The organism is Parerythrobacter jejuensis, from assembly GCF_039536765.1.
GTDB lineage: Bacteria > Pseudomonadota > Alphaproteobacteria > Sphingomonadales > Sphingomonadaceae > Parerythrobacter > Parerythrobacter jejuensis.
Genome location: NZ_BAAAZF010000001.1, coordinates 1,028,136 through 1,044,131 on the forward strand (window position 1 = coordinate 1,028,136; position 15,996 = coordinate 1,044,131).

General features: G+C 60.9%; 18 protein-coding genes. 10 read left to right on the top strand and 8 right to left on the bottom strand.

Annotated elements, in window-relative coordinates:
- Window positions 1–24: 24 nt before the first annotated feature.
- The 4 genes from ABD653_RS05040 to ABD653_RS05055 all read right to left on the bottom strand — a co-directional run bounded on the left by ABD653_RS05040 (window position 25) and on the right by ABD653_RS05055 (window position 2,955).
- Entirely contained in the window at window positions 25–771 is a 747-nt protein-coding gene (locus ABD653_RS05040) for an isocitrate lyase/PEP mutase family protein (RefSeq protein WP_160780154.1), read from the bottom strand.
- A gap of 4 nt (window positions 772–775) precedes the next feature.
- Window positions 776–1,813 carry a bifunctional transcriptional activator/DNA repair enzyme AdaA gene (locus ABD653_RS05045; protein ID WP_160780155.1) on the bottom strand — a complete coding sequence of 346 codons (1,038 nt, stop codon included), beginning with the start codon at window positions 1,811–1,813 and terminating at the stop codon, window positions 776–778.
- Window positions 1,810–2,211: an SRPBCC family protein gene (locus tag ABD653_RS05050; RefSeq protein WP_160780156.1), complete on the bottom strand. Its 402-nt coding sequence runs from the start codon at window positions 2,209–2,211 to the stop codon at window positions 1,810–1,812. Before ABD653_RS05050 ends, ABD653_RS05045 begins: the two co-directional genes overlap by 4 nt.
- A gap of 69 nt (window positions 2,212–2,280) precedes the next feature.
- The gene (locus tag ABD653_RS05055) at window positions 2,281–2,955 is read right to left on the bottom strand and encodes an SH3 domain-containing protein (protein WP_160780157.1); all 675 of its coding nucleotides are present in this window, start codon (window positions 2,953–2,955) and stop codon (window positions 2,281–2,283) included.
- A 132-nt stretch (window positions 2,956–3,087) separates the two neighbouring features.
- On the opposite strand from ABD653_RS05055, the gene ABD653_RS05060 reads away from it, so the two are divergent.
- Complete coding sequence (locus ABD653_RS05060) at window positions 3,088–4,578, top strand: S1 family peptidase (protein ID WP_344705289.1); 1,491 nt, start codon at window positions 3,088–3,090, stop codon at window positions 4,576–4,578.
- A gap of 119 nt (window positions 4,579–4,697) precedes the next feature.
- On the opposite strand, the gene ABD653_RS05065 is transcribed toward ABD653_RS05060, so the two are convergent.
- The gene (locus ABD653_RS05065) at window positions 4,698–5,525 is read right to left on the bottom strand and encodes a TauD/TfdA dioxygenase family protein (protein ID WP_234032211.1); all 828 of its coding nucleotides are present in this window, start codon (window positions 5,523–5,525) and stop codon (window positions 4,698–4,700) included.
- Window positions 5,526–5,746: 221 nt separating this feature from the next.
- On the opposite strand from ABD653_RS05065, the gene ABD653_RS05070 reads away from it, so the two are divergent.
- The 6 genes from ABD653_RS05070 to ABD653_RS05095 are packed head-to-tail and all read left to right on the top strand — an operon-like array spanning window position 5,747 to window position 10,706.
- Entirely contained in the window at window positions 5,747–6,301 is a 555-nt protein-coding gene (locus ABD653_RS05070; protein WP_160780159.1) for a F0F1 ATP synthase subunit delta, read from the top strand.
- Window positions 6,302–6,304: 3 nt separating this feature from the next.
- Complete coding sequence (atpA, locus tag ABD653_RS05075; protein ID WP_160780160.1) at window positions 6,305–7,834, top strand: F0F1 ATP synthase subunit alpha; 1,530 nt, start codon at window positions 6,305–6,307, stop codon at window positions 7,832–7,834.
- Window positions 7,835–7,860: 26 nt separating this feature from the next.
- Entirely contained in the window at window positions 7,861–8,730 is an 870-nt protein-coding gene (locus ABD653_RS05080) for a F0F1 ATP synthase subunit gamma (protein WP_160780161.1), read from the top strand.
- Window positions 8,727–8,945, top strand: a complete 219-nt coding sequence (locus ABD653_RS05085) for a hypothetical protein (protein ID WP_160780162.1) — start codon at window positions 8,727–8,729, stop codon at window positions 8,943–8,945. Before ABD653_RS05080 ends, ABD653_RS05085 begins: the two co-directional genes overlap by 4 nt.
- A gap of 40 nt (window positions 8,946–8,985) precedes the next feature.
- Window positions 8,986–10,443: a F0F1 ATP synthase subunit beta gene (gene atpD, locus ABD653_RS05090; protein WP_160780163.1), complete on the top strand. Its 1,458-nt coding sequence runs from the start codon at window positions 8,986–8,988 to the stop codon at window positions 10,441–10,443.
- Between the two features lie 5 nt (window positions 10,444–10,448).
- Complete coding sequence (locus tag ABD653_RS05095; RefSeq protein ID WP_160780164.1) at window positions 10,449–10,706, top strand: ATP synthase F1 subunit epsilon; 258 nt, start codon at window positions 10,449–10,451, stop codon at window positions 10,704–10,706.
- A 70-nt stretch (window positions 10,707–10,776) separates the two neighbouring features.
- Here ABD653_RS05095 and ABD653_RS05100 read toward each other — a convergent pair whose 3' ends face one another.
- Complete coding sequence (locus ABD653_RS05100; protein WP_160780165.1) at window positions 10,777–11,265, bottom strand: RrF2 family transcriptional regulator; 489 nt, start codon at window positions 11,263–11,265, stop codon at window positions 10,777–10,779.
- Between the two features lie 61 nt (window positions 11,266–11,326).
- On the opposite strand from ABD653_RS05100, the gene ABD653_RS05105 reads away from it, so the two are divergent.
- Window positions 11,327–11,944, top strand: coding sequence for a hypothetical protein (locus ABD653_RS05105; RefSeq protein ID WP_160780166.1), 618 nt, complete (start codon window positions 11,327–11,329; stop codon window positions 11,942–11,944).
- 75 nt (window positions 11,945–12,019) lie between these two features.
- Window positions 12,020–14,182 carry a prolyl oligopeptidase family serine peptidase gene (locus tag ABD653_RS05110; protein WP_234032212.1) on the top strand — a complete coding sequence of 721 codons (2,163 nt, stop codon included), beginning with the start codon at window positions 12,020–12,022 and terminating at the stop codon, window positions 14,180–14,182.
- 54 nt (window positions 14,183–14,236) lie between these two features.
- Here ABD653_RS05110 and ABD653_RS05115 read toward each other — a convergent pair whose 3' ends face one another.
- Both ABD653_RS05115 and ABD653_RS05120 read right to left on the bottom strand, forming a co-directional pair.
- A complete protein-coding gene (locus tag ABD653_RS05115; protein WP_160780167.1) occupies window positions 14,237–14,869 on the bottom strand; it encodes an SOUL family heme-binding protein in 633 nt (210 codons plus the stop codon).
- Between the two features lie 68 nt (window positions 14,870–14,937).
- Window positions 14,938–15,135: a hypothetical protein gene (locus ABD653_RS05120; RefSeq protein WP_325065412.1), complete on the bottom strand. Its 198-nt coding sequence runs from the start codon at window positions 15,133–15,135 to the stop codon at window positions 14,938–14,940.
- 127 nt (window positions 15,136–15,262) lie between these two features.
- Between ABD653_RS05120 and ABD653_RS05125 the strand changes: the two genes are divergently transcribed.
- Window positions 15,263–15,982, top strand: coding sequence for a glutathione S-transferase family protein (locus ABD653_RS05125; protein ID WP_160780169.1), 720 nt, complete (start codon window positions 15,263–15,265; stop codon window positions 15,980–15,982).
- Window positions 15,983–15,996: the final 14 nt, after the last annotated feature.

The following is a 15,996-nucleotide window of genomic DNA, read 5'->3' on the forward strand; positions in this document are numbered from 1 at the left end:
GGTGTGCAGCCTAGCGGCTTGAATTCAATTGCCAAGCGCCTCCTTCGCCGCGTCTGCCAGTTGGGCCATCGCATGGCGCCAAGGGCCAGGACCATAGCTGATGCGCGCGACGCCCAGTGCGCCCATCGCTGCGTTGGACGGCATGCCATCGAGACGCATCACATTCACCGGCAGGTCCACGGCTCCACACAGCTGCGCGATCAAGTCCGGATCGCTCAGGCCCGGCACGAAGAAACAGCCTGCGCCCGCCTGACGATACGCCGCCGCACGTGCGATGGCTTGCTCTACCAGTGCAGGTTGGTTGGGATTTTCACCAGCCATCAACGGACCGAGAAACGCGTCGGTCCGCGCATTGACGAACAACCCGGCGGCGGCAACGGCAGCGATCCGCTCGCACTGCTCTGCAACACCGCGCAAGCCACCCTGGCCGATCAGCCGGTCTTCCAGATTGCAACCAATCGCACCCGCCTCGTGCAAGGCGCGCGCATTTGTCGCAAGCACTTCGAGATCTGACGCAAAGCCAGTTTCGAAGTCGACGGTCAGCGGCAGGTCGCTGGCACCGGCGATCTGGCGCACGGTTGCGAGCAATGCCTCGAACGGCATGGCTTCGCCATCGTCAAATCCTTGCGCGCCAGCGAGCGACAAACTGCCGGTTGCGATCGCCTTCGCGCCCGCTTCGGCGACTACGCTGGCGCTGCCGGCATCCCAGATGTTGAACAGCACCAGAGGTTCGCCGCTCTGGTGGAGCGCCGCAAATGCATCTTTCGTCATGTCACTATTGTCCTTCGCGTTTCAGCAATTCGGCTTTGATGTCGGTGCCATAGGCATAGCCGCCCAGCCCGCCATCTGCCGCGATAACGCGGTGGCACGGGATCAACACAGCGATATTGTTGGCACCATTCGCGCCGCCCACCGCACGGCTGGCCTTCGGGTTACCGAGCGTGGCGGCCAATTCGCCATAGGAGCGGGTTTGCCCGGCGGGAATTTCGCGCAAGGCCTGCCATACGCGCTGCTGGAAGGCGGTGCCCTTCACATCAAGCGGGATGTCTCCGATTGTGGCGCTAGCTGGCTGCTCGACAACCTTGGTCACTTGATCGAACAGCGCGCGGAAATCAGCGCCGCCCTCTACCAGCTCCGCGTTGGGGAAACGCGCCCGCAATTCTTCCTCCCCTTCGTTGAAGGCCAGGCAGCAAACGCCCTTGTCGGTCGCGGCCACCAGCATCTGGCCAAGTGAAGTTTCCACCAACGCGTAATGGACTTCGCGACCGGCGCCCCCGTTTTTCCAGTCGCTTGCGGTCATTCCCATCTTGCCCTCCATGGCCTCGTAAAACCGGCTCGGCGCTTCGTAGCCCGCATCGTAAATCGCATCTGTCACGCGCTCGGCGCGGCCAAGCGCGTCCTTGGCCCGTTCCTCGCGCAGCGCCCGCGCATAGGCCGCCGGGGAAAGCCCGGTTGCCCGCTTGAACACGCGCTGGAAATGGCCTGAGGAATAGCCTGTCAGCGCGGCAAGTTCATCCAGGGTCGGTCGACCTTCACTGGACTTGATCTCGTCAATCGCAGCGAGAACCGCCGCCTCGTCCCGCGCAATATCATCGGGGCGACAGCGCATACATGCCCGGTAACCAGCCTCGCGCGCTGCTCGCGCATCAACGAAAAATTCCACATTCTTGCGCAAGGGATGGCGCACCGGGCAGCTCGGCTTGCAATAAATGCTGGTCGTGCGGACTGCACCCACAAACTTGCCGTCAAAGGAGCGATCGCGGCGCAAGAAGGCCGCCCAGGCCAGGTCAGCGTCGGGTCGCGAGACGCTCAATTGCCCTTCTCCAGTGTCTCCTTCAGAGCGGCAAGACCAGCCTGGATAATGCCAGTGATCGTCGGGCCCTGGTCATTCGGCAAGACATCTGCAGTCCAGCAGACATTGCTGGTGCCATCGTCGTTCGCGCTGACATGCATGGAGGCATTGTGGTGATGCCATTCGCCGCCTTGAGCAGTCCAAACCAGCGTCATCGAATCGTCGTCGCGTGCAACGATGGGTTCAACCAGCGTCTGGCCATTCACGAAAGTCACGGTGCGCGTTGCGGTTGCTTCGTCATAAGCACATCGGGTCACGAGTTGCGGGACCGACCGTTCGAGCCCACCGATATCGCCGACAGCACCCCAAGCGGTGTCCGCATTGCAATTGATCGTCACTGTTTCCACTATTCGGGCCATAGCCTGCTCCTTTTCATCCCCAGATAAGCCGGGCGCAATCCGGGCACGTCCCGAAGCTTGCGATCAAAGCTACATTTCGCAGCCTCGATCATTGTAATATCCATCCCGGCCGTCGCGAGTGCACAGAAGGCCGCCCGCGATATAGCCCACTCCGCCACCTGCGAAGCGAACTTTGAACCACGGATACTCACGGAGCCAGGTCTGGTCGGTGCGCGCGATCACCGTCACATTGCGCCCCATCATCACGCTGCCGACGCTCGGAAAGTCTTTGCCTGGTCCGGACCGGATCATCCCGCCCCAGGTTATTGCGGCACCGGTCTCTGGCCGCTCGCGCCAGCTTTTTTTGTTGCGCTTCACAGATATCCAGCCGCCTTCCCACCCATCGGCAACGGCTTGCGAGCGCGATGCAAAGCAATCGCTGGTGCCGAAAGCGCCATAGATTTTTGCCGAGTCGCCCGCGATCACCAGCGTCATATCGGCATTCTCATAGACCGTGCGCCATCCCGCGTATTTCTGGGCGAAGCTGAGTTCGCGCGGGCTTGTGTCCTGTTCGGCATAATCGCCAGCCAGTGTCATCTGGCCACTGAAGACGCTGCCATCCTCGTTGGCATAGATCAGCGCCTCCGCATCGCCGATGCTGCAGGAAAACGGGCCGGGCAAATCACCCTGCGCCAAGGCCGGGCTCGCCATCGCCAATGTCATTGCAACTGTCGCAGCGGGGACCACTCTTCGAAGGATATGCATGGGGTGTTCTTCGCTCCTGATCAAAGGCTCTAGCCGCCAGTGGCATGACTATCCTATGCATGGCTCATGCTGTCGAGATGTCTTCGCGCCTGTGTCGCAATCCTTGCCCTGTTTGCCGTGTCCCTGCCAAGCGTGGCGACCGCTGATCCTGCTGATATTCAGGCCGCGGCGCGGGGGGTTGTCCGTGTGGTGATCATCGGATCGGACGGGCAGGAGGTCTATCCGCTCAGCCATGGCACCGGATTTGCGATCACGCCCCGCCAGATTGCCACCAATGCCCATGTCGTGCGCGAGGCGGCGCAGGATGATTCGCTGCGGATCGGCATTGTCCCCTCTGACGGAGACGACGCCAGCTATGCGAAAATCCTCCGCATCGCTCCGTCCAAGGATTTGGCCCTGCTGGAAATCACGGGCGATCTGCGCCTGCCACCACTCACCATTGCGGGCATTCGCGAAAGCGACGGGGCCGAAGTCACATCGGTCGGCTACCCGATGAATGTCGATCGTGCCCAGGGCCTCGAGATCGACGATATTTTCCAGCCGCAGCCAACAGTGAACAGTCGCGGCTTCATTTCCGGCCAACGCCCCAGCCGCCAGTTCGATACTATTCTGCATACCGCCCCCATCGCACGCGGCAATTCGGGCGGACCTCTACTGGACAGGTGCGGCCGGGTGCTGGGTGTGAACAGTTTCGGGGCCGATGGCGAAGGGGCCGATGCCGAATTCTACTTCGCCGTGTCGAACCGGGAATTGCTGCCTTTCCTGCGCGCCAGCAATGTCGCCCCTCGCACCAACGCCCAGCCGTGCCGAACTCTGGCCGATCTGGACGAGGCCGAGCAGGATCGGGTCGAGCGCGAGCAATTGCAGGCGCGCCAGGAACTCGCCGCCCGCAGCGCCGCAGAACGAGACCGGCGCGACCGGATCCAGTTGGAGGCAGAGCAAGATGTGCAGGCCTCGCGTGAGAACCAGATGGCTTTGGCACTGATTGCGCTTCTGATCGGCTCGGCTGCAGGCTTCGCCGCTTTTCAGGCCTGGGGCCGTCAAGATGGCGAGCGGCAGCGCATGATTGCAGGCACCATCGCCGCCGTCGGCCTGGTGGCGGCGTTGGCCCTGTGGTTCACACGCCCCGGTCTCGACGCCATCGATCGCAAGATTGCTGCTGCGATGAGCAATGGCTCTGGCGCAGGCGGGCCGGCAGCCGGTGCAGGTCCCGCCCCCGGCGATGCTGCGCTTGTATGCACATTGTTGCCGGAGCGCAGCCGGATCACCGGCGATCCTGCCGAAAGCGTGGAATTTGACTGGGCCGAGGATGGCTGCGTCAATGGCCGGACCCAGTACGGGTTCCAGTCCGGCGAATGGAGCCGCGTGTTCGTGCCCAATGAAGAAGCGGCGGTAGCGATCAATCGCTACGACCCGGACACCCGCACCTATCGCACTGATCGCTATTTGCTGTCAGCCACCGCGATGCGCGCCGCCCGCGAGGCACGCGGAGCCTACACACCGCCCAAATGTGAGGTAGACGGCGCGGCGGGCAAGCTGGGCGATTTGCAAAGTGCCGTGACCAGCCAACTGCCCGAACGGCCCAACGAGCGGCTGGTCTATCGCTGTGATGTAAAAGGGTGACCTATGACAAGGGGCACAGCCGGTCTACGCATTGCTCGCTGCGCTGAGCAGAATCACTTATTCGCGCGGGCTTGCCAGCATGGACGACGGAGAAACTACGGTTGACGCGTTCCTGCCGATTACGCCGCCAGTGCCTCACCACTTAGCGTGATGCGGTGCATTTCGCGGCGGTGGCCGGCATAATCATTGATCGCATTGTGCCAGCTGGTCCGGTTGTCCCAGATCGCGACTGTGCCCGGCTTCCATTGCAGGCGGCAGGTATTGTCGGCCTCCAGCGCGGCATCGAGTAGCTTTTGCAGCAGCGGCAGGCTTTGCTCGCGGGTCTGACCGACGAAGTGGATCGTGAAACCGCCATTCACATAGAGCAGCTTGCGCCCGGTATGTGGGTGACGGATCACGACCGGGTGGATCGCGCCGGTTTTCAGATCCTGGCCGCGCAAATTCTTGCCCATGTCGGTCTGCGCATACAGGCCGTCGGCCTTGTAGACATGATCGGCAGTATGGAATGCTTCCAGCCCTTCGATCTCGGCTTTGAGCTCGTCAGACAGTGCATCATAGGCCGCGCCCATGTGGGCCCATTCGGTATCGCCGCCGCTGGGCGGCAGATCGCGCGCCACGAGAACCGAGCCCATGGCCGGGATTTGGTCATAGGAATGGTCGGTATGCCACGCCCCGCCAATGTTGGTCGATTCGTCGGCCTCTTTCTTGACCAGGGCAATCTCGGGAAAGTCCTTGTTGAGCGGGAAATAGTTGTTCACATCGATGCCGCCCCAGCGATGGCCGAACTCGATATGATCCTGCGGAGAGAAATCCTGGTCACGGAATACCGCAACGCCGTGTTCGTAGATGAGATTGCGAATGGCATCCATGGATTCGCCCTTGGCGTCGCGCAGCTGGATGCCGGAAACTTCTACCCCGCATTTGGGGCCCATGGGTGTCGTTTGCATAATGTCTCTCCTCTTGCGGCGAATTATGCTCGAAACCCCTCACGGCGCAAGCAGATAAGGCGCTTTGTCGTAACTATACAAACAGAGTCTCGCTTCTCCGTCTTGCATCGCACCATAGGCGATGCTAGGCGCGCGCCAACCTTGCGAGGGGCGATTCAGATTGCTCTGCCAAGCAAGACCAATGCATCGTTTTTTCCGGACCCGAAGAGGACCTTAAGCGCGTGGAGAATTCCGCCGGTATTCAGGCTAGCCTGGCAGGGCGTTACGCCTCTGCCTTATTCGATCTGGCCGCCGAAGAAGGTGTCGTCACCGCAGTCGAGTCCGATCTCGAAAAACTGCGTGCTGCACTGACCGAATCGACCGATCTGGCAGCCGTCACCACCAACCCGCAATTGAGCCGCGCCGAACAGGCCAGCGCCATTGCCAGCGTTGGTGAAGTCCTCGACCTGTCTGGTCTGACATCGAAATTCCTGGGCGTTTTGGCCGGCAATCGTCGCCTGGCCGCCCTGCCCGACATGATCCGGGCCTTTAACATGATCGCCGCTGCCCAGCGCGGCGAAGTGACGGCCGAAGTCACCAGCGCCCATGCGCTCAGCGAAGCGCAGCTTGATACGCTCAGGACCAAGCTGACCGCGCGTGAAGGCCGCACTGTCAAAGTTACCTCGTCTGTCGATCCGGACCTGCTTGGTGGCCTCGTCGTCACCATCGGTTCCAAGCGGATCGACGGATCGATCCGAACCCGTTTGAATTCCCTCGCGCACGCGATGAAAGGCTAAGTAATGGATATCCGCGCCGCAGAAATCTCCAAGGTCATCAAGGACCAGATCGCCAATTTCGGCACCGAAGCCGAAGTCAGCGAAGTCGGCACCGTTCTCTCGGTGGGTGACGGCATTGCCCGCATCCACGGCCTCGACAAAGTTCAGGCCGGTGAGATGGTCGAATTTGCCAATGGCGTGCAGGGCATGGCCCTGAACCTGGAAGCCGACAATGTCGGCGCCGTGATTTTCGGCTCTGACGCCGAGATCAAGGAAGGTGACAGCGTCAAGCGGACCGAAACCATTGTGGACGTTCCCGTCGGCAAGGGCTTGCTGGGCCGCGTAGTAGACGCACTCGGCAACCCGATCGACGGCAAGGGACCGATCACCGATGTGACGCGTGAGCGTGTCGAGGCCAAGGCCCCCGGCATTATCCCGCGCAAGTCGGTGGACGAGCCGGTGCAGTCCGGCCTCAAGGCTATTGACGCCCTGGTCCCGGTTGGCCGCGGCCAGCGCGAACTGATCATCGGTGACCGCCAGACCGGTAAGTCGGCTGTCGCCATCGACACCTTCATCAACCAGCGCGAAGTCAACAAGAGCGATGACGAGAGCAAGAAGCTCTACTGCATCTATGTCGCGGTTGGCCAGAAGCGTTCCACGGTCGCCCAGATCGTGAAGCAGCTCGAGGAAAACGGCGCGATGGAATATTCCATCGTTGTCGCCGCGACCGCTTCGGAGCCCGCTCCGCTGCAATATCTGGCACCGTACACCGGCGCTGCGATGGGTGAATTCTTCCGCGACAACGGCATGCACGCCGTGATCGTGTATGACGACCTTTCCAAGCAGGCTGTGGCCTACCGCCAGATGTCGCTGCTGCTGCGTCGTCCTCCAGGCCGTGAAGCCTATCCGGGCGATGTGTTCTATCTCCACTCACGTCTCCTCGAGCGTGCGGCGAAGATGAATGACGATAATGGCGGCGGTTCGCTGACTGCATTGCCGATCATCGAAACGCAGGCCGGTGACGTATCGGCCTATATCCCGACCAACGTGATTTCGATCACTGACGGCCAAATCTTCCTTGAAACCGACCTGTTCTACCAGGGCATCCGTCCTGCGATTAACGTCGGCCTGTCTGTCAGCCGTGTGGGCGGTGCCGCTCAGACGAAGGCGATGAAGAAGGTCTCTGGCTCGATCAAGCTGGAGCTGGCGCAGTATCGCGAGATGGCGGCTTTCGCCCAGTTCGGTTCGGACCTCGACGCTTCCACGCAGAAGCTGCTCAATCGCGGTGCACGCCTGACCGAGTTGCTCAAGCAGGCCCAGTTCAGCCCGATGCCGTTTGAAGAGCAGACCGTATCGATCTTCGCGGGTACCAATGGCTATCTCGACGATGTCGCGGTGGATCGTGTGACCGAATATGAAGCAGCGATGCTCAGCTTCATGCGGACCGAGCACGCGGATGTTCTGGAGACGATCCGGACCAGTACCAAGTTCGAAGACGACACCAAAGCTGCAACCGTGAAAGCGCTCGACGCATTCGCCAAGCAGTTCGCCTGAGCCTGAAGAGAAACTAGGGAGCCGAAATGGCAAGCCTTAAGGAACTCAAGGATCGGATCGGGTCGGTGAAGTCGACTCAGAAGATCACCAAGGCCAAGCAGATGGTCGCCGCTGCCAAGCTCCGCAAGGCGCAGGCTGCTGCCGAAGCTGCACGCCCTTATGCCGAGCGTCTGGGTGACGTCATGGCGTCGCTTGCCGGCAAGGTGAGCGGCGACGGCGCGCCCAAGTTGCTGGCAGGAACCGGTTCGGACAAGCGCCACCTGCTGGTGGTCGTGAACACCGACAAGGGTCTGTGTGGCGGCCTCAACTCGAACATCGTCAAGGAAGCCAAGCTTCAGGCGCGCAAACTGATTGCCGAGGGCAAGGACGTGCAGTTCTACCTCGTCGGCAAAAAGGGGCGCGCACCGATCAAGCGCGACTACGAGAAACAGATCGCCAAGCATTTCGACACCAGCGAAGTGCGCAATCCGGGCTTTGAAGAAGCCGGCGCGATTGCGGATGAACTGGTCGCGATGTTTGACGAGGGCGCATTTGATGTGGCGCACCTGATCTACCCGACCTTCAAGTCGGCGCTGGCGCAGGATCCGACCACGACGCAGCTGATCCCCGTTCCTGCCCCCGAAACTGCCGATGATGGCGGCGCCGTGGTGGAATATGAGCCGGGCGAAGAGGAAATCCTCGAAGAGCTGCTGCCGCGCTACGTGAAAACGCAGCTGTTCGGCTCGCTGCTGGAGCGTGAAGCATCCGAGCAAGGCGCCTCGATGACCGCGATGGACAACGCCACGCGCAATGCAGGCGACCTGATCGACAAGCTGACGATCCAGTATAACCGCAGCCGCCAGGCTGCGATTACGACGGAGCTGATCGAGATTATCGCTGGGGCAGAGGCACTATGAGGCTGACACTCGCGATCATCCCGGCACTGGCTCTCGCGGCTTGCGGCGAAGCCGACATGACCGCTGAAGAAACGCAGGAAAGCGTCGCTGCAGAGCAAAGCGAAGACATGATGTCTCCGGACGACATGCCCAAGCTGGATATGCCTGAAGAGGGCGACGCAGCCCCCACCGATACTGAAACACCCGAACCCGAACAGGAAGTGCCCGCCGAATAGGCGCGGCGCACACAGAGTTAGACAAGGCAAGGAAGAACCCATGGCCACCGCACCCGCCCTTAACCAGACCACCAACGGCACCATTGCCCAGGTCATCGGCGCTGTCGTCGACGTTCAGTTCGAAGGCGAACTGCCCGCGATTTTGACCGCGCTCGAAACCAAGAACGGCGACAACACGCTGGTTCTCGAAGTTGCCCAGCACCTGGGTGAAAACACGGTTCGCACCATCGCCATGGACGCGACCGAAGGCCTGACCCGTGGTCAGGAAGTCACCAGCACCGGCAAGCAGATTTCTGTGCCGGTTGGTCCGAAGACACTTGGCCGTATCATGAATGTCGTCGGTGAGCCGATCGATATGCGCGGCCCTGTCGGCGCTGACAAAGCCAACCCGATCCACGCAGAGGCTCCGGCCTTTATCGACCAGTCGACGGATGCAGCCATCCTGGTCACCGGCATCAAGGTGATCGACCTGCTCGCGCCTTACGCCAAGGGCGGCAAGATCGGCCTGTTCGGCGGCGCTGGCGTGGGCAAAACGGTTCTGATCCAGGAACTGATCAACAACATTGCAAAGGGTCACGGCGGCGTGTCCGTCTTCGCCGGCGTGGGTGAGCGTACCCGCGAAGGTAACGACCTTTATCACGAGTTCCTCGACGCAGGCGTTATCGCCAAGAATGAAGCTGGCGAAGCCATCTCCGAAGGCTCCAAGGTTGCCCTCGTCTTCGGCCAGATGAACGAGCCTCCCGGCGCACGTGCCCGTGTGGCGCTGTCCGGCCTGACCATGGCGGAATACTTCCGCGATGAAGAAGGCCAGGACGTGTTGTTTTTCGTCGACAACATCTTCCGCTTCACCCAGGCCGGTTCGGAAGTGTCCGCTTTGCTCGGCCGTATTCCTTCGGCAGTGGGCTATCAGCCGACCCTGTCGACCGACATGGGTAACCTGCAGGAGCGGATTACCTCCACCACCAAGGGTTCGATCACTTCGGTCCAGGCCATCTACGTGCCTGCCGATGACCTTACCGACCCTGCCCCGGCCACCTCGTTCGCCCACTTGGACGCAACGACCACGCTGAACCGCGCCATTTCGGAACTGGGCATTTACCCGGCAGTTGACCCGCTCGATTCCACCAGCCGCGTGCTCGAGCCGCGCGTTGTCGGCAACGAGCACTATGAAACGGCCCGTAAGGTCCAGGAAACACTGCAGAAGTACAAGTCGCTGCAGGATATCATCGCCATTCTCGGCATGGACGAGCTGTCGGAAGAAGATAAGCTGACCGTGGCCCGTGCGCGCAAGATCCAGAAGTTCCTGAGCCAGCCATTCCACGTGGCCGAGGTCTTCACCTCGATCCCGGGCAAGTTCGTCCAGCTCGAAGACACGGTTGCTTCGTTCAAGGCGGTTGTCGAAGGCGAGTATGACCATCTTCCGGAAAACGCCTTCTACATGGTCGGCGGCATCGAAGACGCGGTCGAAAAGGCCAAGAAGATGGCCGAGGAAGCCTAAGCATTATGGCGCTCCACTTTGAACTCGTAACGCCGGCCAAGCTGGTCCGCTCGGAAGATGTCCACATGGTGGTCGTCCCCGGTGCGGAAGGCGAGTTCGGCGTGCTGGAGGGCCATGCGCCCTTCATGTCCACCATCCGCGACGGTGTGGTCCAGATCTTCAAGACCGAAGGCGCGAGCCCGGAAGAGATCAAGATCGAAGGCGGCTTCGCCGAAGTCGGCGATGCTGGCCTGACTGTGCTGGCGGAGAAGGTCGAAGGCTAGGCTCCGGCGTCACTCACGACATTCGAAGGGCGGCCCTGACGGGTCGCCCTTTTTCATATCGCTGGCAATCTCAGGCGATTTGCGCCTGCACCCAGTTTGCAATCTCGATCATGTGTTCCGGCGTGGAGTTCGCGGCGGCCTCCTGCATGATGTTTGCCAGCGACTTTGCCGCTAAAGCCTGATGATAGACATCCTCAGCAGCGGCAAAGGCTGAGGCAATTTCACAGGGGCGTTTGCAGTCGCTGCGTTTCAACGCGCATGGCCCGTTCTGACGGATTTCGGTGCACCGGAAGGCAGGACCCCTTCCCTCGATCGCCTGGACAATGTCGAGCAGCGTGATCGTGTCGACCGGCCTTGCCAGCCGGTATCCCCCGCTTTTGCCCCGCACGGACGCGGCGATGCCCGCCCGACGCAGCAGTTGCATCTGCTTCGACAAATAGCCTGAGGGTAACTCGAAGAACTCGGCCAGCGCGTCCACGCTCAACCCTTTCCCCTCCGGCAGTACGGCCAGAATGGTGCAGATATGGGTCGTCCATTCGATACCCTTGGCCAGCTGCACTCTTGACTCCTTAATCGGATATATTTTATCCGGATACAGAATATCCACTTAAGGAGCTGCCATGAATATCAGGGCGAAGCAAGCACACCGTACTCTGGCAGGTTTCATCGGTCTGTTCCTGGCTGTCCATTTCGCCACGCATCTGGCCGCCTTGTTGGGCATCGCGGCACAAGACAGCGCGTTGCAAGCCGGCAGGCTGGCTTACCAGTTTCCGTTGATCGAGATCGCTTTGGTAGCAGCGCTGATGGCGCAGATTGGACTGGGGCTTCGGCTCCTCGGACAGATCAGGAAGCGGCCGCGCAAGGGATTCTGGCACGCGGTCCAGTTCGCCAGCGCCTGTTACCTCGGGCTTTTCATAGTCTTGCACACAACGGCGGCTGTCATGACGCGGCTGGTGATCGGCCTCGACACCAATTTCTATTGGGCGGCTGGCACGCTGGTACTGGCACCGCTGAAATATGGATTCGCCCCGTATTACCTCATCGCAGTGACCGCGCTGGTCAGCCACATTATCGCCGCTCTCCATTTTCGCGGGAGCCGGCCCTGGCACAAACCCGCTTTGTTGATTGGCCCGCTGCTCGGGTCGCTGATCGTAATGGCTTATGCCGGGGCCTTTTACGCCGTCGATCTGCCGACCGCCTATCGCGACTATTTCGGTGCGTTTCCCGGCGTGGGCTAATCGCACCGAATTACCCCTTTCCTTTGTCCGAATTTGCGGCAATCGTGCACGCCATAGCTCCCAAGGAGAGGACTCTTGAAACTTGTTTCTACACTCGCACTCACTGCCGCGCTTGCCATGACAGTCGCAACGCCAGCCGCAGCCGATGACGACAATGCCAAGACCCCGGCGACAGCGACCGATGATGGTGTCCCCGGTCCGGAGCAGGATCCTTTTATCTGGCTGGAAGAAGCCCGCAGCGAGGAAGCGCTGGCCTGGGTCCGCAAGGAAAACGAGCGGACCAATGCCGCGCTGACCACTGATCCGCGTTTCGAGAAGCTGAAGGCCGATGCGCTGGCCATCCTCGACAGCGAAGACCGTGTGCCGTTTGTCGGCTTTTCCAAATTCGGGCTGGTCAATTTCTGGCAGGACAAGGACAATCCCAAGGGCCTGCTGCGCCGGACCACGCGCGAAAGCTACAAGACCGACAATCCCGAGTGGGAGACCATTCTCGACATCGACGCACTGGCCAAGGCTGAGGGGCGCGAGTGGGTTTACAAAGGCTCATCCTGCCTGCCGCCCGATGGCCGTATGTGCATGATCGCCCTGTCGGATGGCGGCAAGGACGCGACCGAGCTGCGCGAATTCAATATGGAAACCGGTGAATTCGTGGAGGGCGGCTTCGCCCTGCCCGAAAGCCAGGGCGGCGCCAGCTGGATCGACGAAGACACGCTGCTGGTCGGGCGCGACTTTGGCGACGGAACCGTCACCGAAAGCCTCTATCCCTTCACCGCACGAATCTGGCAACGCGGCACGGCGATCGAAGATGCGCAGGAAATCTATCGCGGCGACCCCAAGGATGTGTCCGCCGGGGCCTATCTGCTGCGCGATGCCGCCAGCACCGTGCATGCGCGCATGGCCTATCGCGGGCTGAGCTTCCATGAGCGCGCCTATTACGTCTGGAAAGACGATGCCTGGCTCCAGCTCGATATGCCCAAGAAGGCCAATCCCTACGGCATCGTTGACGGACAAATCCTGTTCAGCACCGATGTTGACTGGACTGTGGGCGAGCAGACCTTCCCTGCCGACGCCCTGATCGCGGCTGATCTGGAGGAATGGAAAGCCGACCCCAATGGCGCGGCGAAAACGCTGGTCTGGGCTCCGGCAGAGCGCCAGACCAAGCGCGGCGGCGCAATCACGGCCAACAGCCTCTATGTCGGCTTGCTAGATAATGTGCGCGGGCAGGTGATGAAGTTCGACTATGCCGATGGCGCATGGACATCGAGCAAGGTCGATCTGCCGGATAACGCCACGGTGAGCATCGGCGCATCGTCCAACGAAACCGACGAGATCATGTTTACTGTCACGGATTTCCTGACGCCGACGACGCTCTATTATTCAGACGGTGGCACCCCCGAAGTGCTCAAGACCAGCCCGAGCCGCTTCGATGCGAGCGGGATGGAAATCGAGCAGTTCGAAGCACCTTCGGCCGACGGTACCCAGATCCCCTATTTCATCGTCAAACCCAAAGGCATGCAACTGGGCGCGAACACGCCAACTCTGCTGACTGGGTATGGCGGCTTCCAGGTCTCACGCCTGCCTGGATATCTGGGCTCTGCGGGTAAGCTGTGGGTCGAGAATGGCGGCGCCTATGTGCTCGCCAATCTGCGTGGTGGCGGCGAATTCGGGCCGGAATGGCACCAGTCCGCCATTCGCGAAAACAAGCAGCGCACCTGGGACGATTTCATCGCCGTGGCCGACGATCTGCAGAAACGCGATCTGACGGCAGCGGAGAATCTCGGCATTCAAGGCGGTTCGCAAGGCGGCCTGCTCGTCGGCACCGCCTTCACCCAGCGGCCTGACCTGTTTGGCGCAGCGATTGTGGCGATCCCGCTGTTCGACATGTTGCGCTATCACGAGATCGGTCGCGGTGCGTCGTGGATCGGCGAATATGGCGATCCGCGCATTCCGGAACAGCGTGCCTGGATCGAGGGATATTCGCCCTATCAGAAGCTGGTTGAGGGCAAGGACTTCCCTTCTCCGTTCTTCTGGGCCTCGACCGCCGATGACAGGACCCATCCCGCCCATGCCCGCAAGGGCGCGGCACGGATGAAGGAGCTGGGCCAGCCATATTACTATTATGAGGATATGACCGGCGGCCATTCGGGCGGTGTCGACAATGAACAGCGCGCGACGCTTTCGGCGCTGCAATATGTCTATCTGATGCAGCGCCTGATGGGTGACGCTCCGGAACAATAACTCGGTAAGGGCGGCCTGCTGGTCGCCCTTTGCCTTTCACGATGGCTCAGTGACTTACTCTGCGTCGACCGGGATCATCACTTCATTGCGGCGCAACGGTGCCGGTACCATTGGTGCGTCATAAAACGCATACTCAGCCGGACCGGAAGCGCTCAAGTCCTGGGTTGCCATCCACTCACGCAACCGAACTTCCTGCGCCTGCAGATCAGCCGTACCCGGCGCGCCCGCAAACTTCACCGCGACCATCCGGCGACCTGGGATCTCTTCCAGCGCGATATCCTCGGGCGGCTGCGGCAGGGTGTCGAGGGTGTATTTGGACGGCATTACAAAACGTGTGCGCCATGCGCCGCCATCATCCCCATCCTGGATTACAGGTGCAGTCATCGCGATTTTCTCGGGCGGGTCCTGGATAACCGGCGATGTCATTGCAATGGCTTCGCCAGGCCGGTCCTCAGCGAAGATATAGGCTGCAAGACGGCGAAAACCGGCATTGAGAGCGCGTTCGCGGCTGCCGGAATGGGTCACTTCGGCAACCACCATCGGCGCGTATTGGCGCAGTTCGAAATCGCCATCTGCTGTCACGACAGTATGGGCAGGTTTCTCGATCGAGCGATATTGCGCCAGGCCTGCAACCCCGCCGATCGCGGCAAGGCCGATACCAGCTGCTATCAAAAGTCTCTTACGCATGTGACGCTCCGCTTGTGTTTCAGCGATACAAGCTCTTGCGGGCACTCCTTGTTCCCGATCCCGGGCGGCTAGCGCACAGGGGAATGGAAATCGGGCGGCTTCTTTTTGACCCAGCGAACGAACTTGCTCACGGCCTCGTGCGCCAGGATCGCGTCGATATCCTCGCCACAGCGGGCAAGCTCGGCATTGGTGAAATGGGCATGGATCGTCTTGTGGCAAACCGGATGAACCGGGACAGTCGCCCTGCCCTTTTTCGACTTTGGCACCGTGTGATGCCACTGTATCCGCGTTTGAAATCCGCGCCCGCACAGCCAGCAAGTGAGGCCTTGCGTCTCGTCCGCCCCCTTCCCAGAACCGCTGTGCCCGCTAGAAGTCATGGCGAGGGAGTTAGCAATGTCCGAGTTGAAAGCCTATCACCTGCCTGGCCGCTGGGGTCTCGTGACGGTCAGTCCATTCTGCCTGAAGCTTGATGCGTTCATGCGGATGACCAATCTCCCGCATGAATCGCTCACGGCAGCTACGCCGTTTGGCGGCCCCAAGAAGAAGGCGCCTTGGATCACTCACAAAGGCCGCAAGATCGGCGATTCCGCGATCATTATCGATTATCTGAAGGAAACTTTCGGAGTCGATCCCGATGCCCATCTGGATGCAAGCCAACGCGGCATTGCCCGGGCGATCCAGCGGCTGGTCGAAGAAAACCTGTATTGGGCGATGGTGTATGATCGCTGGCAGCGCCCCTCAAACTGGCCGATCCTGACCGGGTCGGTGCTGGGCGATATTCCCCTGCCGATACGCATGGTGCTGGCCCCGATCGCGCGGCGCGGTGTGGCCAAACAATTGGCGGGCCATGGAATGGGTCTGCATGCAGAGCACGAGATCGAAGATATTGCCCGCGGCGATATCGATGCGCTGGCAGGCATACTGGGCGATCAGGAGTGGTTTCTGGGCAACCAGCCAAGCATGGCGGACGCGACCGTCTATTCGCTGCTCGCCAACATCATCTATGTGCCCTTTGCCAGCCCGATGAATGCGATGATCGAGGGCCATCGAAACTTACGCGCGTTCCTCGACCGGTTCCGCGCGCGGTTCTATCCGGAGGAAGTCTCGGACTGACAGCCCGACCTGAG